This is a genomic window from Providencia sp. UF-224 (genome assembly GCF_058245955.1).
Genome location: NZ_JBSICC010000002.1, coordinates 227,215 through 246,296, shown reverse-complemented (window position 1 = coordinate 246,296; position 19,082 = coordinate 227,215). Strand labels below are relative to the sequence as shown.

General features: G+C 42.9%; 20 protein-coding genes. 9 read left to right on the top strand and 11 right to left on the bottom strand.

Annotated features, from left to right (window positions below):
• Nucleotides 1-6: 6 nt before the first annotated feature.
• From AC4IFO_RS03395 to AC4IFO_RS03365, 7 genes are all read left to right on the top strand, one after another.
• On the top strand, nucleotides 7-1,062 hold the full coding sequence (locus AC4IFO_RS03395; protein ID WP_490731842.1) for an MrpH family fimbial adhesin: 1,056 nt from the start codon (nucleotides 7-9) through the stop codon (nucleotides 1,060-1,062).
• A 17-nt stretch (nucleotides 1,063-1,079) separates the two neighbouring features.
• Nucleotides 1,080-2,486 (top strand): O-antigen ligase domain-containing protein, encoded by a 1,407-nt coding sequence (locus tag AC4IFO_RS03390; RefSeq protein ID WP_490731840.1) that lies wholly within the window; start codon nucleotides 1,080-1,082, stop codon nucleotides 2,484-2,486.
• A gap of 62 nt (nucleotides 2,487-2,548) precedes the next feature.
• Entirely contained in the window at nucleotides 2,549-2,812 is a 264-nt protein-coding gene (locus AC4IFO_RS03385; RefSeq protein ID WP_490731838.1) for a helix-turn-helix domain-containing protein, read from the top strand.
• 168 nt (nucleotides 2,813-2,980) lie between these two features.
• Complete coding sequence (locus AC4IFO_RS03380; protein WP_490731836.1) at nucleotides 2,981-3,538, top strand: LemA family protein; 558 nt, start codon at nucleotides 2,981-2,983, stop codon at nucleotides 3,536-3,538.
• Between the two features lie 20 nt (nucleotides 3,539-3,558).
• Entirely contained in the window at nucleotides 3,559-4,599 is a 1,041-nt protein-coding gene (locus AC4IFO_RS03375) for a hypothetical protein (protein ID WP_490731834.1), read from the top strand.
• A gap of 1 nt (nucleotide 4,600) precedes the next feature.
• Entirely contained in the window at nucleotides 4,601-5,143 is a 543-nt protein-coding gene (locus tag AC4IFO_RS03370; protein WP_490731832.1) for a LemA family protein, read from the top strand.
• A complete protein-coding gene (locus AC4IFO_RS03365; RefSeq protein WP_490731830.1) occupies nucleotides 5,140-5,535 on the top strand; it encodes a hypothetical protein in 396 nt (131 codons plus the stop codon). Before AC4IFO_RS03370 ends, AC4IFO_RS03365 begins: the two co-directional genes overlap by 4 nt.
• 51 nt (nucleotides 5,536-5,586) lie before the next feature.
• Here the strand turns inward: AC4IFO_RS03365 and AC4IFO_RS03360 are convergent, their stop codons facing one another.
• The 8 genes from AC4IFO_RS03360 to AC4IFO_RS03325 all read right to left on the bottom strand — a co-directional run bounded on the left by AC4IFO_RS03360 (nucleotide 5,587) and on the right by AC4IFO_RS03325 (nucleotide 14,022).
• Entirely contained in the window at nucleotides 5,587-6,810 is a 1,224-nt protein-coding gene (locus tag AC4IFO_RS03360; protein ID WP_490731828.1) for a RhtX/FptX family siderophore transporter, read from the bottom strand.
• Between the two features lies 1 nt (nucleotide 6,811).
• Nucleotides 6,812-8,227: a PepSY-associated TM helix domain-containing protein gene (locus AC4IFO_RS03355; RefSeq protein ID WP_490731826.1), complete on the bottom strand. Its 1,416-nt coding sequence runs from the start codon at nucleotides 8,225-8,227 to the stop codon at nucleotides 6,812-6,814.
• Nucleotides 8,224-8,475 carry a hypothetical protein gene (locus AC4IFO_RS03350; RefSeq protein WP_490731824.1) on the bottom strand — a complete coding sequence of 84 codons (252 nt, stop codon included), beginning with the start codon at nucleotides 8,473-8,475 and terminating at the stop codon, nucleotides 8,224-8,226. The genes AC4IFO_RS03355 and AC4IFO_RS03350 overlap by 4 nt, the downstream gene beginning before the upstream one ends.
• A complete protein-coding gene (locus AC4IFO_RS03345; RefSeq protein ID WP_490731822.1) occupies nucleotides 8,475-10,616 on the bottom strand; it encodes a TonB-dependent siderophore receptor in 2,142 nt (713 codons plus the stop codon). The genes AC4IFO_RS03350 and AC4IFO_RS03345 overlap by 1 nt, the downstream gene beginning before the upstream one ends.
• A 108-nt stretch (nucleotides 10,617-10,724) precedes the next feature.
• Nucleotides 10,725-11,594 (bottom strand): helix-turn-helix transcriptional regulator, encoded by an 870-nt coding sequence (locus AC4IFO_RS03340; protein WP_490731820.1) that lies wholly within the window; start codon nucleotides 11,592-11,594, stop codon nucleotides 10,725-10,727.
• Nucleotides 11,595-11,690: 96 nt separating this feature from the next.
• Nucleotides 11,691-12,872, bottom strand: coding sequence for a cyanate transporter (locus AC4IFO_RS03335; protein ID WP_490731818.1), 1,182 nt, complete (start codon nucleotides 12,870-12,872; stop codon nucleotides 11,691-11,693).
• Nucleotides 12,872-13,336: a nucleoside deaminase gene (locus tag AC4IFO_RS03330; protein WP_490731816.1), complete on the bottom strand. Its 465-nt coding sequence runs from the start codon at nucleotides 13,334-13,336 to the stop codon at nucleotides 12,872-12,874. Before AC4IFO_RS03330 ends, AC4IFO_RS03335 begins: the two co-directional genes overlap by 1 nt.
• Entirely contained in the window at nucleotides 13,336-14,022 is a 687-nt protein-coding gene (locus tag AC4IFO_RS03325; protein WP_490731814.1) for an ankyrin repeat domain-containing protein, read from the bottom strand. Before AC4IFO_RS03325 ends, AC4IFO_RS03330 begins: the two co-directional genes overlap by 1 nt.
• Before the next feature lie 84 nt (nucleotides 14,023-14,106).
• On the opposite strand from AC4IFO_RS03325, the gene AC4IFO_RS03320 reads away from it, so the two are divergent.
• Both AC4IFO_RS03320 and AC4IFO_RS03315 read left to right on the top strand, forming a co-directional pair.
• The gene (locus AC4IFO_RS03320; RefSeq protein WP_490731812.1) at nucleotides 14,107-14,961 is read left to right on the top strand and encodes a LysR substrate-binding domain-containing protein; all 855 of its coding nucleotides are present in this window, start codon (nucleotides 14,107-14,109) and stop codon (nucleotides 14,959-14,961) included.
• Between the two features lie 8 nt (nucleotides 14,962-14,969).
• On the top strand, nucleotides 14,970-15,329 hold the full coding sequence (locus AC4IFO_RS03315; protein ID WP_490732050.1) for a nuclear transport factor 2 family protein: 360 nt from the start codon (nucleotides 14,970-14,972) through the stop codon (nucleotides 15,327-15,329).
• Nucleotides 15,330-15,479: 150 nt separating this feature from the next.
• Here the strand turns inward: AC4IFO_RS03315 and fbaA are convergent, their stop codons facing one another.
• From fbaA to epd, 3 genes are all read right to left on the bottom strand, one after another.
• Nucleotides 15,480-16,556 carry a class II fructose-bisphosphate aldolase gene (gene fbaA / locus AC4IFO_RS03310; protein WP_219245785.1) on the bottom strand — a complete coding sequence of 359 codons (1,077 nt, stop codon included), beginning with the start codon at nucleotides 16,554-16,556 and terminating at the stop codon, nucleotides 15,480-15,482.
• Between the two features lie 59 nt (nucleotides 16,557-16,615).
• A complete protein-coding gene (gene pgk / locus AC4IFO_RS03305) occupies nucleotides 16,616-17,779 on the bottom strand; it encodes a phosphoglycerate kinase (protein WP_219245784.1) in 1,164 nt (387 codons plus the stop codon).
• Between the two features lie 98 nt (nucleotides 17,780-17,877).
• Nucleotides 17,878-18,906: an erythrose-4-phosphate dehydrogenase gene (gene epd, locus AC4IFO_RS03300; protein WP_490731811.1), complete on the bottom strand. Its 1,029-nt coding sequence runs from the start codon at nucleotides 18,904-18,906 to the stop codon at nucleotides 17,878-17,880.
• Nucleotides 18,907-19,082 lie beyond the last annotated feature (176 nt).

Sequence of the window (19,082 nt, the reverse complement as noted above, 5' to 3'; positions counted from 1 at the left end):
AACCGTATGAAAATGTTAAGAATTTATTCGCAATTACTTTTATTATTACCGCTGTGTTTAAGCAGCCTACATGCGCAGGCAACCCGCTACGCAGCCGCTGGCGGTGGTTATAAAATGAATTTAGTTTCAAGCAATTCTGTTGTTGCAAGTACTCCAATAATTGGCACAGATAATAATGAATATTTTCTAATTGCCCCACCCAATAAAACAGGAATTGTTATCGATGACACCAGCTCACAACCTTTTGGGCAAGTTAAATGCACAGTTAACTTCCTCGAAGGAAATTACAGTGCAGGGCTCCCTTTGAATTATGCTTATCACCGTGTATTTGCTTATATGCCAGAAGCCGGGTTTTCATTGAAAGGATTAAAAGCCTATAAAATTAACGCAAATACTTTTTTCACCCTTTATTCTGATAATGGTATCACTAATGGGTGGCGAAATATTTCAGGGCGCGGATGTTCAGATGAGGAAATGGGGCCATTAGATACCTCTTTCTTTACTGTTCAATTTCCGTTTGAAGTGAGGGTTTATGTTAAAGAAATTCCTATTGATGGAAAAATTGTTATTCCTAATGCAATGATTGCAGGTTATACCCGTTTATTCCAAAACACAGGAACACCAACTCTTAACGTCCCTGCGGATAAGGCCAGTGTAAAATTAGATCTCACGACATCGGTGGTTAATTACCCCTCAAATTGCCGTTCTAGTATTGATAATCTCAATATTGACCATAAAACACTGGATGCCTATGAATTTAATAGTAAGGAAACACGTACTGTTACTTACACTTGTGAACGTGTTCAGCCCGTTAAAGTAAAATTAAAATTAGATTATGCCACTGACACTGACCCAGAAAAACGCGTTCCACTAAAATCAGGCAATAATACGATTTACTCTGATGTCACGTTGTTTGATGAGCAAACTAATCAAAGTGGTAAAACTATTGAAACAACAATAGATAAAGTCAAAAACATTCGTATTGAAAGCAAACTTTCAGGTTCAGATGCAGAACCAGGGGACTACAAGGGTAATGCTTGGTTAATTGCTACCTTTATTTAATGCAGCGGTAATGCACTATGATTATGATATCTCGCTCATTATTTATTGGCGTATTTGTTATTTGGCATTTAGCCAGCCTAATTTATATTGATAGCTTAGGAAGTTTACGCCAATCACTTCCACAAAATATCATTAGTTGGCTTGCTATTGCCATGTTGATTTCGACTATTTCATTTACGGTATTTTATCGAAAAAATAAAATTGTTATTACCGTACCTGCAATTTGCTTTTTTATTGCGTTAATTTTTTTAGCAATTGGACTTGCTTATTCAAGCGATATAAACAGTGAATTGATTTTTTGGTATTGGTCTGGCATTACCATTGGCGTATTATTTTATATTACTGGACTACAAATAAAAGACAGGTGGCGGGTACAGTCGTTTTGTATTTATTGCAATATTGTATTTTCAGCTATTCAAGCCTGTTTGACGGGTTACCAATTTTTCACTCAGCCTGATATTTTTTATTTCGCAACGGATATGCGGTCAAATGGTTTGTCGCAACAAATTAATATATTGTCAGTAAGCGTAGCTGCATCATGCTTGCTTGCGATGATGACACTTATTTTATCGCAATTTACCTTAGTAAATTCCAAGTATGAGAATATAAGGGCGATTGCGTTAGGCTGTGCAATATTTTTATTTACTTTAACACTTGTAACCTTGCAATCCGTAACAACATGGTTAAGTTTTATTGTGGCAATTTTTATATTTGTTTGCCTTTTCTACAAAAAAAATCAATTAAGGGTAATTGCAAGTTACTTTATAATGGCTGTGGCAATGTTTATTGGTATTTATCTTATCAAACTCTGCCCACAGTTTATCAGTACTGAAGTGATTAACCAGTTTCATTTAAAACAAATGTTACGGTTTTCGGTTACCCTCTTTTTAGAGCAACCTGATGATATATGGGATCCTTCGTTAATCCCTAAAAATGGCTATGGCAGAACAGCGCTCCCATTTTTAAGTTCAGAACAATATATTGTTCCACATTCACATAATGAAATTTTTCTTTGGATTATGAAAGGTAGCAATATTAATTTACTTTTTATGGCACTACTGATCACGGGGAGTATTTACATTATTTTCCAGTCTTTTATTAAATATAAAAAAAATGGTAATGGATACTCATTAGCCATGATAATTGCCATATTCCCCATTGTAATCCACAGCAATGTTGAATATCCGTTTCTTTTATCGGTATTACACTGGGGAACTATTATATTATTTTTATCTTTTTCAGACTCAGCATTTTCATTAAAAGAACAATCATTATTTTATATTAACAAAAATTTATCAAAATTATTTAGCGTTATGATATCAATTATTGGGCTTAGTGTATTTATTGTAGGGATAGCTTTATTTAATGGAGATAATAATATTTATTCCAATAATGATATCGAATTAACAAACCATGAGAGTTAATTAAATACACACCTGCTATCTCTCGCGGATTTGATTCATTATTACTTGATTAGAGTTATATTATGACAAAATATCATACAGACATCTCAAATTCTTATATTGGGCAGAAAATGCGCAAGCGTCGTTTGCAAATGGGCTTAACTGGCGACAATTTAGGTAGACAATCGGGGTTAAGCCAACAGCAAATATCCCGTTACGAGCGAGGCGTACAAAACTTCACGATCCGCCGACTTTGTATATTCGCCAATATTCTACAATGCGATTTAAACTATTTCCTTGAACAAAGCTATACCGAAATAGACGTCACTGTAGATAAGTTCTTTTAACGTTTTTTAAATATGCGGGCTAGCACCACTCGAGTTTAGGTGTTAGCCCGCATATCACCTCTCAACGTTAGTAATTTATCCCTTTTCTGATTGCATAATTTATCGCCCTCTTATACGTTTAAGCTCAAATCCTAAACTCGCACCATTTTCTGGTTAAAAGGCTCGAATATGACAATCACCCTTATCGTGGTATTTATTGCGCTATTACTTTTAGTGGGCTGGGGAATTTCTATCTATAACCGCCTAGTTAGTACACGTAACCAAGTCAGCAACCAATTTGCGAATATCGATGTCATTTTAAAGCAGCGAGCAGACCAGATCCCTCAACTTGTCACCATCACTGAAAAAGCGATGGAGCATGAAAAAACATTATTTACGTCATTAAGTGATGCGCGCCAAAGCTACTTTAATGCCAAAGGGTTAAATGAAAAAATTGCTGCATCGAATGAAATGAGCAGCGCTCTGCGCAGTATTATCGCTATCGCAGAAAATTACCCAACGCTAATTTCAGGCGAACAATTTACCCAATTACAAATCGCCTTAAGTGATGTGGAAAATAAAATAGCTCAACGCCGAGAAGGCTTTAATGACGCAACAACCGAATACAATACGGCAATCCAAATGTTCCCTGACAGCATTATTGCCAATGCATTTCGTTTTACGCAATTACCCCTATTGGAAATTGCCGAGGACGAAAAACAATACCATGGTGTTCAATTCAAATAGCCTTCACTGGGTGAACAAAAATGTATTTTTTACTAGGTGCCGCAGTCGGTGCGTTAATTTTATTTCTTGATAAGCAATTTTCGATAAATAAAAAGATCACTTGGGGCATCATTCCCTTTTTTAGTATGGCCTTTGGTATGTGGGTCTCAATCTCCCCGACTCAGGGGGATTACCCGAGCATCCTGTATTACGTTGTTGTAATGGTGATTACTTTTTTTGTTTCCCGCCATTTGGTTAGGATCACGGAATCGGGTATTCAAGCCTACCAACGGATGCAAAATGAAGGCTCATCGAAATTTGCTGCGTTCGTTAAAGTTGTGGTGGGAACATTATTAGCCACCTGTTTAATGGCAGGCTTTTTTATCGACATGCGCATCTTTTTCCTCGCGTTTGTCCTCACCTTTGTTTTTAAATTTATTGAAAACACCCCCACCAAACGTTTTTTAAAATTCCAAAAGAACTTAGCCACCTCAAAAATACGTTCCGTTGCCATGGGGTTAGTGGAAGTTGAAGGGAAGATCACGTCCGGTACAGAAATCAAAAGTGAATTGGGCAATAAAAGCTGCTATGGCTCATTTTATTTTGAATACTCCGTTTCTAAAGATAAAGATGGCAAAAAAAGTTATACGCTGCAAAACAGTAAAAAACGTATGCATCACTTTACGTTGACCGATGATACTGGCTCAATCAACGTTGAATGTGATCCTGATTATTTTGTCTATCCAGGTTTATCACCTCATGCAGATATGGAAAGTGGCAATCGCCGTTATACTGAATATATTTTAGAACCCAAAACTAATTATTTATTAATCGGTACCGCTGATTCGGATGAAAATGGTCAACCCATTATTATTCGCAAAGCTCCGCATTTATTGCTGGGTGTGTCGCCCTCAGATTTTGTGGTCAGTTGGAACAAAGCACGGCCTTTGCGCCGTAATTTAGCGCTCACCGTTATTGCTGCACTTTTACTGATTGGAACGATTATTATCACGCCAATGGATTACCAAAATGGTCAATTACGGATGCATTTCGGCCAAATTTCATGGCTAGGTGATGACTAATATGGAAAAAATCATTTTCTTTCTCATCATCGGAATCGTCGGTTTTATTTTTTTACGTTATTTGGTGAACATCTATAACAACATTATATTCTTAAGAAATAACTGCTATAAAGCGTTTGCCAATATTGATGTATTATTAAAAAAACAGGTGGAATTATTGCCTGTGCTGACCCAAGTTGCAGACCAAGCCATGGCGCACGAAAAACAGCTATTTAGTGAATTGATTCAGAGCCGACAGCGCTATTTAGACAGTAAAAAAATAGAAAGCAAAGTCGATACAGCAAATCACATTGCCCCTAAAATAAAACCATTAATTGCTATCGCGGAAAAGTACCCGCAGCTCATCAGTAAATCGGCACTATTAGAATTGCAAAAACAAGCGAAACTCGTTGAAGACCAAATAGCTGACCGCCGTGAGTTTTTTAACCAAACCGTCACGCTCTACAATACGGATATTCATGTGTTTCCAAACCTGATTTTTGCTGTGTTATTTCGCTTTAAGGATATCCCTTTGCTGTATGGTCAACAGGAGTCTACATCATGATTAGTATCCCTTTTTCTTGGCTGGGTTTTACCGATTGGTTATTAGATCAAGAGGCGGGAATTATTATCATGTTTGCCACATTTGGCACTCTGTTTGCGTCTATTGTCAGCTTAATTATTCTCAATGTATTGGGACTAAAAAAACTGTCAGGCTATGTGGCAGGTTCTTTGTTTTGTTCTGTTTTTATCAGCATGATCGTCATGATCCCATTAATGTTATTGTTTGGCCTTGAAGAAACCATTAAATTCCAACTAATCTGGCTAGTGATTGTTGGCAGTTGTTTGCTATTTTTCTTAACCAACCAAAATTATTTAAATAGCTACTTCAATAAAGCCGTAGACAAAGCTAACAATGAAATCAAAAATAAACAGAAAAAATCTAAGAGCAAATAAGGCACAAAAACAGAGCAAGACTCTCTTGCTCTGCCCAATTATTTTACAGGCTTAAGCTTGCTCTGTTTCCAAACGTTGCACATAACGGTAATGTGAAAAGGTCACAAAAAGTGCCACTAAGGCGATTGAAGCCCCTAAAATAAAACCACCTGAATAGCCAACCGCAGCCGTCAGCCCCACTAACATCATTGAACTGACTAGCTCACCAATATCCCGTGTACTCTGTACTGCCGTCATATCCGTTCCTGCTTGGTGATATTGCGATGCAAATTGCATCCCAGCGGTCATTATCGCCACCGATGTGACTCCCGCAGATAACGAGCCAAAAGTGATACACAGTGCAACCATGCTAATAGATACCCCATTAAACGATTGCAACATCCACAATAAAGAGGAAATCAGCGCAAACAATAAGCCAAATGAAAAGGCACGCCAAACGCCAATTTTGCCAATTAACCATGCCCCTCCGCCGCAACCGAACACTAAAGTGACCATCCCTCCAGCCATCCCCATCTTGCCGATTTGCGCCAACGACCACCCAGCATCGTTTAAAAACAATTTTGCCAAACCAAACCCTGACACTGCCGTCACCGCAGACAATAAGGTCAACAGTAATAAACGCGTTGCCCCACGGCGCTTAAACGTGTTGAATAAGCTCGCTTTTTCGTCCGAATTTGTGGTTACCACTGTATTTTTTAAGGGACATAATGAGATGAACAATAAGCTGAGTAACGGCACGCAGGCTAATATCCCCAATGCCATATGCTGACCTAAGCTTTCGCTCATGATCATTAAACCAGCTCCGCCAATAAAGAAACCTGCCATCACACCCGCAATCTGCACTGCATTAATTTTTGACAACATCGTGCCACTGACTTGTTCCGCAGCCATTCCGTCTGTTGCAATGTCCTGTGTTGCACTTGCCAGTGAAGCAACAAATAGTAACACCACACAAGGGAGTGCATTTTCAACGGATAAACCTAATGTACTCAGCGCAAACATCGCCAGCGTGACAATAATTTGCATGGGAATGATCCAGCTTTTTCGGCGACCAAGCTTTTTCCCCCAATGGTTGTCCACGAATGATGCCCACAAAAATTTCACCACCCATGGCAAGCCCACCAGCGGTAAAAACGCCAATACTTTCAATTCCCCGCCATCATGGCGCAAGAAGGTCGGCAATGCGTCCATTGCAATCCCCATTGGGATCCCTTGAGCAAGGTAAAGCAGGCCAAGCGTCAACACTAACTGTTTATTTTGTAAAAGATCTTTCATATTAACTCCGTGCACGTTTTGCTGTGCATGACAATGTCTGACAACCGAAAAAACCGATAAGCAGCCCCACTGCGCTATACAGCACAGTGAGGTCAATACGTGAAAATGGGGTTGAATGGGAAACCCAAGAGGTAATAAGTGCGGCAAATAATAGGCTGGCCGATAACACGCAAATCATGGCTAAACTGACGCGTACATTTTTATATAGCAAACACAGTAGCAAGCAGGCAGCCCAACACAGGAAAAAAGAAGAGGATGACAACAGCAAAAGCCACGGAGCCAGTGCAAGTAAAAGGCTACTTGCCAATAGCAACCCGCCACAACTCCCCACAATGAAGCGTGCTGATAGCGTCTCCATTCGCCGCCAACACCACATTGCCAACCCTACCGAGACTAATATCAAGGCACCGATGCCCGCCATAAAATGCAATGTGCTGGCAAGGCTTTCACCTTGAGGCCACCATTGGTATTGCCCATAATGCACAGGCTGGACGGCAATAAAGGCCCTTGTCCAGCCACTTTGCTGGGCAGAATCACGTATACCGACAAGCTGTTTTGTGGTGCTATCAAACTGGTATTGTTCAAAGTTCGCAGTGGAAAGCTGCCCTACTCGTACCCCGCCAATAATCCACTTTTCACCTTGAAACCCTACCGTTTGGGGAATAAAAGACGGCGCGATTTCCCCTAACGTCGCAATAACGGATGCCACCGTGCTTTCAGCTACAGCCATCGGGATTTCTATTGCATCAAACCCGCCCATCAGGTTTTTCATTATCATTTGAGGGGATTCAGGTGCCGCCCTTTGTGCCAATGAAACCGTGCCCAAGGCACCTAATCCAGAAAGTGCCCCAGTCAACGCAAAGAGAATCAGCCACGGGTAGCACCAAAGCCCCAGCCAGCTGTGCAAATCATGAAAAAATAACCGTAAACTTGTTCGCCTCGGCAAACGCAGCATCGTAGCGATACGCTTGCGTTGAATGAACCACCCAGTGATCAGCAAAACAGCCAGCGCAAAACCAAATAAACTGAGAAAAATACGCCCAGGAAAATCAAGAAAGAGGTTTTTATGCAGTGTGACCAACCACATCGCGGGGGTATTTTGTTCGATTGGCTCACCGTTAATGGCGCTAAAGCTGGAGTCGCACTGCCCCATGCCTTGGCAAAAGGTAATAACAGGGTTATTCCCTTGGGGCAATTGGATCATTTTTGCATCAGGCTGCAAAGCAACTAGCCTATCCATCGGTAATATTTGTCCTGATAATGGTACGCCATTCCACCATAAGCGCAGTGCATCACTACCCAAACTCCAGCAACCACTAAATAAGATAACAAATAAAAAAATGCCGAAAAATGCCCCTGCACTGCGGTGCAACGCATCTAAACGGTGAGTTAAAGAACGAGTTTGGCGAAGGCTCATAATACGCCTCCTAACATAAATACCAGCGGTAACGGCCACCAGCTATAGCTGCGTAATAACGCGCGCTGCCAAGTCGGTGCCGTCAGGTTGTACACTAATAGCCCCATCGTGACCAAAATACTAATAAAAACAGCAGCATATAGTCGGTTAATTGGGTCTAATGATGGGTAAAAGCGTGCTATCAACATCGATAGCACGGCACCGCCCATGATTGTCCCAATAACGGACAAGGCACTCGCTAATTTCATTAAAAATCAGCCTTTAAGGTGAACATCACATTCCGTGGGTCGCCATAACGGTTATTCCATTGTGGAGAGAACAGCCCAGAATAGTAACGACGGTCAAATAAGTTATTTACGTTCACCGCGGCTGACCATGTTTCATCAATTTGATAGCCTAGACGCGTATTGAAAATCGCGTAGCCACCTTGGCGTAATGTTACGTTTCCATTGCTGGTGCTATACGCACTTTGTGCCTGCATCCCGCCACCTAAGCTCCACTTACGTTCATCCCAAGGGAGGTCGTAATTTGACCAGACACGCAACATATGGCGAGGCGTCAAGGTGTTGTAAGAATCCCCTTTGCGCTGGCTATCATCACGGTATTTCGTGTCGGTATAGGTATAGCCCACGGATAAGTCCCAGAATGGCGTGATATACCCAATACCTTCAAGTTCAAAACCTTGGCTACGTACTTTTCCGCCACTAATGAAATAGTTATTAAAGCCCCCCGTTGGGTGCTCAGGGTCGATTTGTGGGTTATTTTTGATATCGATTTGGTAAACAGCGCCCGATAAATTCAAGCTGCCATTTAATAAAGAACCTTTAATCCCCGTTTCTAAAGTTTGACCTTCAACAGGCTTGAGCATTTTACCGCTCCATGTTTTCCCTGTTTGAGGTTGGTACACGGTGGAGTAGCTGTTGTACCAAGACCATTGCGGTGCAAAGTCCCAAATCACCCCACCATAAGGGGTAATGCGGCCATTTTCTGTGAAATTCGAGGTCGGTGTTTTAACATCCCACCAGCTATCACGCGCACCAACAATCACCGTGACAGGCTCCACCACTTTAATGCGGCTCATGCCGTATACACCTTTTTGGGTGGTTTTGGTGGCACCCGCTGAGCTATAGGCACCAATTTTCGGTTTCGGCACACTGTGCGGATCCCAACGATACACGTTCACAGGCACATTCAATGCTGGATCAAGATTGGCACTGTATTGTTTTTCACTGGCATGAGAATAGCTCGCGCCCACAATAACATCATGCTTTAAGCCCCAACCATCCACTTTGCCATTCACGCTGGTGTCTAAACTGGTTTGTTCATTACGGAATTTATAGGCCCCGCCCATCAACATCGCACCATCACCAGTGACTGGGTCAATGTTACCCCATGCCCCTGCGTACAAGAGACGTGCGTTAACATGTTGATATTCAGCGTTTAATTTATATTGCCAATCATCATTGATTTGGTGCTCAATACCCGCAAAGCTGCGTGAGGTGTCCCATTTGAAGCGATCCCAATCCACATCCAGATAGGTTTTGCGTGGAAGATGCAAATCACTGCCATCTTTCCCCATCGGTACACCCGCCATATTGGTCACTGAATCAATGGTTTGGAACTGAGCGCCCATACGTAATAATGTGTCTGGGGTGATATCGATATCGACCGTGCCGTACATCAAGCGAGTTTGTTGGTCAGACACATCATAGAAATAATCTTTATCTTCCCACGCCATGACAAAGCGCCCGCGCACTGAACCAGAGTCATTGAGCAAGCCGCCCACATCCACTTCACCACGGTAGCGATCCCAACTGCCTGCGCTAAGGCTCAGTTTTGCCATATTCTCTTTCGGAGCGTGTTTACGCACCATATTGACCGTTGCCGCAGGGTTTCCCATGCCATGCAATAAACCATTTGAGCCACGCAAAATTTCAACTCGCTCATACACCGCCATATCTTGAGGTGAGCTTGCCATATTCCCTAAAAGGGCAGGCACACCATCAATTTCGAATGAATCGATTTGGAAACCCCGCACATAATAAGCGGTGGTCAGTTTCACATAAGGTGCACTGGTCACCCCTGTTGCACGTTGCATAACATCATCAAGGGTTTGGAGATTCTGTTTCTCGATTTGCTCTCGGTCTATCACACTCACCGACTGCGCGACTTCTCTTGGCTTCAGTGCCATTTTGCCTAAGGTCGTAACGCCAGGCTCGATATAGTCATCATCTGAAGCCGAAGATGCCGTCACTTGAATAGCGTCGTGCTTAGGTTGCACTGCGGGCTCAGCATATGCCATCAAAGACCAACTTGCAGTGGCACACAGTAGCGCACAAGGCGTTAGACGGGAGATCCCAAATATTTTGATGTTAGACACGGACAGCATTTCCTACCCTTAAAAAGTTAAATGATAATTGTTATCAATTTAGCAATTAATGGCAGGGGATACTTTCGACCGCCGGAATTTGTCTATGGTTTTCCGGCGAGGTATTTACTATTTTTTAAGTTGATTAGGAGACATGCCAAAACGCTTGCGAAATGCGACCGAGAAATGTGCGGGGGTATAACCCACTTGATAGGCGACGGTTGAAATGTTGGCGTCATTTAAACTCAGTAATTGAAATGCGGTTTCCAACCGATACTCCTGCAACCAGCCGTAGATACTATTACCAAATAACTGGCGAAACCCTTGCGTCAATTTGCGGGTATTCAGCCCCAATCGCTTGGCTAATTCATCTAAACTAGGGGGAGACTCCATTTCCTGAATCAGTATTTCTTTTGCCATATGCAAATTATCAATATCTCTTTGTCGCAATGTGGTCAACGAGTGACTTTCTTGGTGAGATAATGAATGATGTAGGCACAATGCTGTAATTTCGGCGACTTTTGCGCCTAAATAGAGCTGACGGACAGCCGCATGGATCGGCTGGCTAAACAGTTGGTGTGTCATTGCTAACACATTGGGCGGTATCGCCAAGCGCACTAATTTGGGTTTGTGAGGGTGATAACAAGATGTTGGCAATTTGAGTTGTTGCAGCTCTAACCATTGAGGGGAAATATCAATCATGGTGTATTTCATAGGCTGCTGACTATAAAACTGGTTATTCAGCTGGTAGCTGTTTGCACTACTGGATAAAATCAGCGATGGAGAGTTCACATCCACCCGCTGCCCTGCACTGCTGTGGCATGCCATCATACCTTGATGGATAGCCACAATCTTTAGTCCTGCACTTTGTTCTTCCTCAATCCCTAAGTCGCGGTTAATGAAAAACTCCCCTCGGCGAACACGAATAAACTCCCCAACACAGTGTTCTTCATGTGTTGAGTGGGCTTGAGTGAATGCTTTCTCGATATGCTGCGACATAGTAACTCTTGTGAAGTGAACAAATATGCAGCTATCTTGGCAAAAAAACATCAAAATAACAATAATTATCATTCGCAATAAAATAAAAGAGATTTTTTATTTTATTGCGAAGATTTGGCTATATCCTTTCGGGTTTAAACGCAAATAAAGCAGCAATGTCACTACAACAAAGATAACGTGCATCCCCCACACCCAGATAAAACTTTGGCTTAATTGGTGCAACCACGCCGCTAACAATGGGCCAAATGCCGCGATAATAAACCCGCCCGCTTGCATTAATGCGGTTAATGCCCCCGCACTAACAGGGTGGGGAATATGGTCCAGTGCCGTAATAATACTCAGTGCAAAGCAGCCACCTAACCCAACACCTAATAACGCTACCCATAAAAAAGGCATTTCGCGAGCAAACAACATTAACCCGAAAAAACCAATAGCTTGGCAACTTAACGTCGCAATAAGCCAGAAACGACGGTCGATATTATGGGAGGCGAGTACAGGGATCATCAGAGCTGACAAGGCTTGAAACACGGTCAGCATGGCAACAAAAGAGCCGCTTTGAGCAGTACTCATTCCCTGTTCTTGGAAAAAAGGTGCTAGCCATGTTACCACTGTTCCATAACCCGCATTGATTAACCCAAACCCTGCTATCAATAGCCATGCCCGTGGTTTTTTAAAAAATGCCAATACCGAAACGTGACTAACACTCGTTTTATTCATAGTGCGAATATTTAGCAGGATAGCAATTAACGCGATCAGTGCAGGTAAGGCAAGCCATGCCAACGCACTTTGCCAATGGCCTGTTACACTGTCTAAAATTGGCGTTAGCTGTGCGCCTATCGCACCGCCCGCCATTAACGTCGCAGAATAAAGCCCCGTCATCATGGCCATTTTTTGTGGAAAATGCCCTTTAATAAAACCGGGGAAAACCGCTTGAATATAAGCGGCTCCCGCGCCACACAAAAATGCGGTAAACAGCAATATGTGACCATTATCGGCAAAATAACGGGAAAAAGAACCCAAAAATAGCAATAGCATCGCCAAAGCAATTCCGCTTCGCTCGCCTATTCGTTGGTTTAGTGCGGGCACAACCAATGCACCAATCCCCATCAATAACATCGGCAATAACGTGAGGAGCGAAATGCTTTGGTAGCTCATCCCTGTGGTGTGAATAATACTATCGATGACAGGGCCGGGGCCCGTCATAAAAGGCCGTAAATTCAGCCCAACTAATACAATTGTGACCACTAATGCGAGGGAGTTCGACGCTGTTTTACTCATTATCCTTGCTGTTCCCACCACATTTGATACAACGCCGAGCGCGGTGCATCATTTGGCCTTAACTGCTCAAATTTAAAACCCAACTGCTGCTCAGGTGCCACACGCAGTGCTTTAGCAATCTCTGCTGTCGATAGACCAAACGGCTCTGCATCTTGGTTTGAATAGCCATATACCACTCGAGTAATCCCCGCCATGCGCATTGCTGCTAAGCACATTGGGCAAGGTTGCCCGCTAGCATAGACAACGCAATCTTCCAGTTTAACGCGGTTCAACGCCTTCCCTGCTTGGCGTAATGCCATTAACTCCGCATGTGCGGTGGGGTCGTGTAACTCAAGCATTTGATTTACCCCTGTCGCCACCACTTTACCTTGGCTAACCACAACAGCACCAAATGGGCGACCTCCCGTCTGAACATTCTCTTCAGCGAGGGAAACGGCTTGCTGTAAAAATTGTTTATCAGACATTATTTCGCCCCCGCCTTTTCAAGGATTTCAATTAAGTTACGGTAGCCTTTGCTTTTTGCTAACGTTAAAGGCGAAATTCCTGAGCCATCCGCTAAATTCACATCAGCCCCGCCATCAATCAACAGCGTGACAATCTGCGCGTATTTGTCGCTACCATCCCCCAAAATAATCGCTTCAATCAATGCCGTCCACCCTAGGCGATTAATATGGTTTACATCTACGCCCGCACCAATCAAGGTTTTGACGGTATCGATATGGCCACGTTCTGACGCGGGGATCAGCGCAGTACCGCCATAACGGTTAGTGCTTGTTAAATCAGCCCCATTTTTCAGGGTTAACAGCAAAATATCTTGTAGCCCACGCGCCCCTGCATAGAGATACGGTGAGTCTTGCATATTGTCCTTCGCATTCACATCTGCGCCGTGCTCAATTAAATAGCGTGCCACAGCGACACGGTTTTCATGGGTGGCTGCCATTAATGGAGTACGTTGCCGCAAATCCCGTTGTTCGATGTTAGCCCCTTGCTCGATTAGCGTTTGGACTTGGCGTAGATCCCCTTGCTCAGCCGCACTAACTAGCATATCAGATTGTGATTTTGCCATGCCTTTCACCATAAATATCAATGAAATTGAAAGAATACCCAGTAAATAAACCAACCACTTAACACCTAACACTGTTGTTTTCATGATTTATCTCCTTCTCATCTCTTTAATCTACTCAAAAAGTATGCTATTTAGAAATTAAATAACCAAATGGTAGGTATTAAATAAATGAATCCGTTGCTCAATTTAGTGCTATTGAACACCTTTGTTGCCGTTGCCGAAACCGGGAATTTCACAGTGGCTTCGCAACATTTAAATTCAACGCAATCAACTTTGAGCCAGCAAATTCAGCGGTTAGAAACCTTGGTGGGGCAACCACTATTTGTTCGAGGTCACCGTATTTTAACCTTAACGGAAACAGGTGAAATCCTGCTAAGTTACGCAAAAAACATCTTAGCCTTGAACGATACCTTTTTTATGAAGATCACTGGCAGTGCGGTGATCCACACTCTACGCCTTGGTTTTCCCGAAGATTTAGCATCAGGGCAAGTCACCCCCACCCTCGCCGCATTTATGCAGGCGAATCCAAATGTACGATTAGAAGTCACCAGCGGTTTAAGCCGCCAGCTCCAGCAACGCTATCAACATGGGGAACTGGATTTAATTATCGTGAAGCAGAAAAAAGGGGAATTTAAGAGTGACTACTGTTGGCCGGAGCCACTGTGTTGGCTAACCAGCAATCAGCGCCAATTACGCAATAGCGATTCTGTTCCGCTCATTGTTTTCCCAGAGAATGGGTTATACCGCAATGATATGTTTAAGTTATTAGATAACGATCAACGCCCATGGCACATCACCTATACTTGCTCAAGCCTTGCGGGCATTCAAAGCGCCATTACCGATGGCCTAGGGATAAGTTTGCTTCCATTGCGTGCTAAATTGCCACAGCACCGTATTTTGACGGAAGACGACGGTTTCCCTGCTGCACAAGAAATGGAAATAGCCATGCATTTTCACAGTAATGCCTCAGATACCCTCACAGAACTTGCTGAAAAGCTGGCACAACAGCTGGAGCAACGCTAATCGTGGAAATGTTATTTGATACCTTGATTGAGTTAGAAAAAAAGCTGCACTTTTTCGCTAATCGGCAAAATATCGATTTTCTTCAAGATATCCTGCATCCCGACTTTTTTGAATTTGGCCGTTCAGGTGGCACAACGGATAAACTCGATACCTTGGCCTCGTTGATTGATGAAACATCCAAAACGATTTATTCAGATGGCTATCACTGCACATTATTGAGTGAGAGTACGGTATTGATAACATATATGAGTTTTGAATTACATCAGGGAGAAAAAACAAGGCAGACTAATCGCTCGTCTATTTGGTTAAAGAATTCAGCAAATCATTGGCAATTAAGGTTTCATCAGGGAACGCCAGCAGATAATTAACAAAGACATTAACACTCGTCATGCTCTCGTTGAAGTTACTAATTCCCCTATTTTTAAAACTGCCTTCACAGGCTAATGAAACCCCATAAAAAAATCCCCCTGCAAGCTGCCTCACAGGGGGATTACAATGTAAAACTTAGTCTGTATTAATTACAGAACATCAACACAGTTCAATTCTTTGAAAGCTTGTTCTAAACGAACAACCATTGAATCTTGTGCTTTACGCAGCCATACACGTGGGTCGTAGTATTTTTTGTTAGGTTTATCCGCACCTTCCGGGTTACCTAACTGACCTTGCAGATAGCCTTCGTTCTTTTTGTAGTACTGTAAAATACCATCCCAAGTTGCCCACTGAGTATCCGTGTCGATGTTCATTTTGATAACACCGTAGCCGACGGCTTCTTTGATTTCAGCAGCACTTGAGCCAGAACCACCGTGGAATACGAAGTCTAAGCTGTTGTGTGGCAGGTTATATTTTTCTGAAACGTAGTCTTGTGAGTTACGCAGAATTTTTGGCGTTAATTGAACGTTACCTGGTTTATAAACACCGTGAACGTTACCAAAAGAAGCAGCGATGGTGAAACGTGGGCTCACTGCATTCAGTTTTTCGTATGCGTATGCAACGTCTTCTGGTTGAGTGTACAGCTCAGAGCTGTCCATACCTGTGTTATCAACACCGTCTTCTTCACCACCAGTACAGCCTAATTCGATTTCCAGCGTCATATCGATTTTAGCCATACGCGCTAAATATTTAGCACAGATTTCGATGTTTTCTTCCAGTGATTCTTCTGACAGGTCAATCATGTGAGAAGAGAACAGTGGTTTGCCCGTTTTCGCGTAGTGTTTTTCACCTGCGTCTAACAGACCATCAATCCATGGCAGTAATTTTTTCGCACAGTGGTCAGTATGCAGAATAACTGGCACGCCATAGTGCTCAGCCATTTGATGCACATGATAAGCACCTGAAATAGCGCCTAAAATTGCAGCTTGTTGGCCTTCTGCTTTCAAACCTTTACCTGCGATAAATGCAGCTCCGCCGTTTGAAAACTGAACAATAACTGGCGCACGCACTTTTGCAGCCGTTTCGAGTACGGCGTTAATTGAATCCGTACCAACACAGTTCACCGCTGGCAATGCAAAGTTATTTTCTTTGGCAACTGCGAAAACTTTCTGTACATCATCACCCGTGATAACACCCGGTTTAACAAAATCAAAAATTTTAGACATGTGAAAAGGTCCTGTGGTAAACAGGCAGCCTACGCTGCCTGTTGTGTATGAACAATTAATTACGCTTTAGCACGTTCTTCTAGCATCACAACGGCAGGGAGCTTTTTGCCTTCAACGAACTCAAGGAAAGCACCGCCACCCGTAGAGATATATGAAATTTTGTCTGCAATACCGAATAAATCGATAGCGGCTAATGTGTCACCACCACCCGCGATAGAGAATGCATCACTTTCGGCGATAGCTTTTGCAACGATCTCTGTTCCTTTACGGAAGTTAGGGAATTCGAATACACCAACTGGGCCATTCCACAGAATGGTTTTGGCGTTTTTCAGGATTTCAGCCAGACGTTCCGCTGATTCATCACCTAAGTCCAGAATTTGCTCGTCGTCTTTAATTTCAGTACTTGATTTCAGAGTCGCTTCAGCGGTTTCAGAGAACTCAGTGGCAACACGGACATCTGTCGGTACTGGAATTTGGCAGTTAGCCAGTAATTTTTTCGCTTCAGGGATTAAGTCAGCTTCATATAATGAACGACCAACATTGTTGCCTTCTGCTGCGATAAAGGTATTTGCGATACCACCACCAACAATCAGTTGGTCAGCGATCTTAGACAGTGAATCTAACACAGTCAGTTTTGTGGAGACTTTAGAACCACCCACAATCGCAACCATTGGGCGCGCTGGGTTACCCAGTGCTTTGCCTAATGCTTCTAACTCATTGCTTAACAATGGACCTGCGCACGCAACTGGTGAGAATTTTGCCACGCCATGGGTCGATGCTTGAGCACGGTGAGCCGTACCAAACGCATCCATCACATACACGTCACATAATGCAGCGTATTGTTTTGACAGTGTTTCGTCGTCTTTTTTCTCGCCTTTATTAAAGCGAACGTTTTCCAGAACGACTAACTCGCCAGCAGCAATATCAACGCCATTTAAGTAGTCTTTGACTAAACGAACTGGGTAATCGATTTTATCTGTCAGGTAGTCAACAACAGGTTGCAGTGAAAACTCTTCGTTGTACTCGCCTTCAGTCGGACGACCGAGGTGAGAAGTGACCATAACTTTAGCGCCTTGCTTCAGAGCAGCTTCGATTGTTGGTAATGAAGCACGGATACGTGCATCAGAAGTAACTTTGCCATCTTTTACAGGAACGTTTAAGTCAGAACGAATAAAAACACGTTTACCCGCTAAGTCTAAATCGGTCATCTTAATTACAGACATGGTGAATCCTCTTGTTGATTCTCTATAAAGTTTCCATCAACTACTGGGCAGAGGCGAAAAGGTTATCATGCCCTGCTGTCTGTCAGTAGCTAATTAGTTTAAACCTGTTCGTCGAAACCGACAGCTGCCATCGCTAGCGTTGTATCTAGCATCCGGTTAGCAAACCCCCATTCGTTATCACACCAAACCAGGGTTTTTATTAAATGTTTTCCGCTAACTCGCGTTTGCGTACCATCTATAATAGCACTGTGTGGATCATGATTAAAATCCATCGAGACTAACGGCAATTCTGTGTAGTCCACTATACCACGAAAATGCCCCTGTGCGGCGCTTCGCAGTAGTTGGTTCACTTTTTCAACACAGACATCGTCATGTACGGTAACACTCAAATCAATCGCTGTCACATTGGTTGTCGGCACACGGACAGAGATAGCTTCAAAATGATCTTTGAATTTCGGAAAAATTCGCGTAATACCCGCCGCTAATTTGGTATCAACCGGAATAATAGATTGGCTGGCAGCACGCGTTCTTCGTAAATCTTTATGATAAGCATCGATAACGGGTTGGTCATTCATTGACGCGTGGATAGTCGTTACAGTCCCTGACTCAATCGTAAATGCTTCATCAAGTAATTTAATAATTGGGATAATACAGTTAGTGGTGCAAGAGGCGTTTGATACAATCTTGTCTTTGGCCGTTAAGTTTTCGTGATTAACGCCATAGACAACTGTGGCATCAAGGTCATCAGTGCCTGGGTGGGAGAATAGCACTTTTTTAGCGCCTGCCGCGATGTGCATTAAGCCATCATCTCGCGAGCCATAAGCACCACTGCAATCAAGGACAATATCAATACCGAGTTCTTTCCACGGTAACCCCGTGATATCGGTTTGGTGAAATAAACGAATGTTATCGTCGCCGACTTGTAAGAGTGAGCCATTCAGTCTCACATCCCACGCAAAGCGCCCATGACTGGAATCATACTTCAGCAAATGCGCGATGCCTTCCGGTTCAGCAAGTTCGTTAATTGCAACGACGACTATCTCTGCCCGACGGCTCGATTCATATAACGCTCTTAAAACGCTTCGACCTATTCGACCAAAGCCATTTATTGCCACCCTGATTGCCATTCCACACCTTGTATATGAGCAAAATCACACGGTTGCTAAGGATAACTGACTCACACTCACTCTACTGCTCATTTTAGCTGTTAAACATCAAAAGTGTGCTGTAGTCGACACTTTTTAAAAATTTTTTCATTGAATTTCATTTCACTGAAACGGTTCAGCTAATCTAGAATTAGATT

What these genes read in the sequence shown, in the direction of transcription:
- AC4IFO_RS03395 (WP_490731842.1), top strand. Translation starts at nt 7, where the DNA reads ATGAAAATGTTAAGAATTTATTCGCAATTACTTTTATTATTACCGCTG.
- AC4IFO_RS03390 (WP_490731840.1), top strand. Translation starts at nt 1,080, where the DNA reads ATGATTATGATATCTCGCTCATTATTTATTGGCGTATTTGTTATTTGG.
- AC4IFO_RS03385 (WP_490731838.1), top strand. Translation starts at nt 2,549, where the DNA reads ATGACAAAATATCATACAGACATCTCAAATTCTTATATTGGGCAGAAA.
- AC4IFO_RS03380 (WP_490731836.1), top strand. Translation starts at nt 2,981, where the DNA reads ATGACAATCACCCTTATCGTGGTATTTATTGCGCTATTACTTTTAGTG.
- AC4IFO_RS03375 (WP_490731834.1), top strand. Translation starts at nt 3,559, where the DNA reads ATGTATTTTTTACTAGGTGCCGCAGTCGGTGCGTTAATTTTATTTCTT.
- AC4IFO_RS03370 (WP_490731832.1), top strand. Translation starts at nt 4,601, where the DNA reads ATGGAAAAAATCATTTTCTTTCTCATCATCGGAATCGTCGGTTTTATT.
- AC4IFO_RS03365 (WP_490731830.1), top strand. Translation starts at nt 5,140, where the DNA reads ATGATTAGTATCCCTTTTTCTTGGCTGGGTTTTACCGATTGGTTATTA.
- AC4IFO_RS03360 (WP_490731828.1), bottom strand. Translation starts at nt 6,810, where the DNA reads ATGAAAGATCTTTTACAAAATAAACAGTTAGTGTTGACGCTTGGCCTG.
- AC4IFO_RS03355 (WP_490731826.1), bottom strand. Translation starts at nt 8,227, where the DNA reads ATGAGCCTTCGCCAAACTCGTTCTTTAACTCACCGTTTAGATGCGTTG.
- AC4IFO_RS03350 (WP_490731824.1), bottom strand. Translation starts at nt 8,475, where the DNA reads ATGAAATTAGCGAGTGCCTTGTCCGTTATTGGGACAATCATGGGCGGT.
- AC4IFO_RS03345 (WP_490731822.1), bottom strand. Translation starts at nt 10,616, where the DNA reads ATGCTGTCCGTGTCTAACATCAAAATATTTGGGATCTCCCGTCTAACG.
- AC4IFO_RS03340 (WP_490731820.1), bottom strand. Translation starts at nt 11,594, where the DNA reads ATGTCGCAGCATATCGAGAAAGCATTCACTCAAGCCCACTCAACACAT.
- AC4IFO_RS03335 (WP_490731818.1), bottom strand. Translation starts at nt 12,872, where the DNA reads ATGAGTAAAACAGCGTCGAACTCCCTCGCATTAGTGGTCACAATTGTA.
- AC4IFO_RS03330 (WP_490731816.1), bottom strand. Translation starts at nt 13,336, where the DNA reads ATGTCTGATAAACAATTTTTACAGCAAGCCGTTTCCCTCGCTGAAGAG.
- AC4IFO_RS03325 (WP_490731814.1), bottom strand. Translation starts at nt 14,022, where the DNA reads ATGAAAACAACAGTGTTAGGTGTTAAGTGGTTGGTTTATTTACTGGGT.
- AC4IFO_RS03320 (WP_490731812.1), top strand. Translation starts at nt 14,107, where the DNA reads ATGAATCCGTTGCTCAATTTAGTGCTATTGAACACCTTTGTTGCCGTT.
- AC4IFO_RS03315 (WP_490732050.1), top strand. Translation starts at nt 14,970, where the DNA reads ATGTTATTTGATACCTTGATTGAGTTAGAAAAAAAGCTGCACTTTTTC.
- fbaA (WP_219245785.1), bottom strand. Translation starts at nt 16,556, where the DNA reads ATGTCTAAAATTTTTGATTTTGTTAAACCGGGTGTTATCACGGGTGAT.
- pgk (WP_219245784.1), bottom strand. Translation starts at nt 17,779, where the DNA reads ATGTCTGTAATTAAGATGACCGATTTAGACTTAGCGGGTAAACGTGTT.
- epd (WP_490731811.1), bottom strand. Translation starts at nt 18,906, where the DNA reads ATGGCAATCAGGGTGGCAATAAATGGCTTTGGTCGAATAGGTCGAAGC.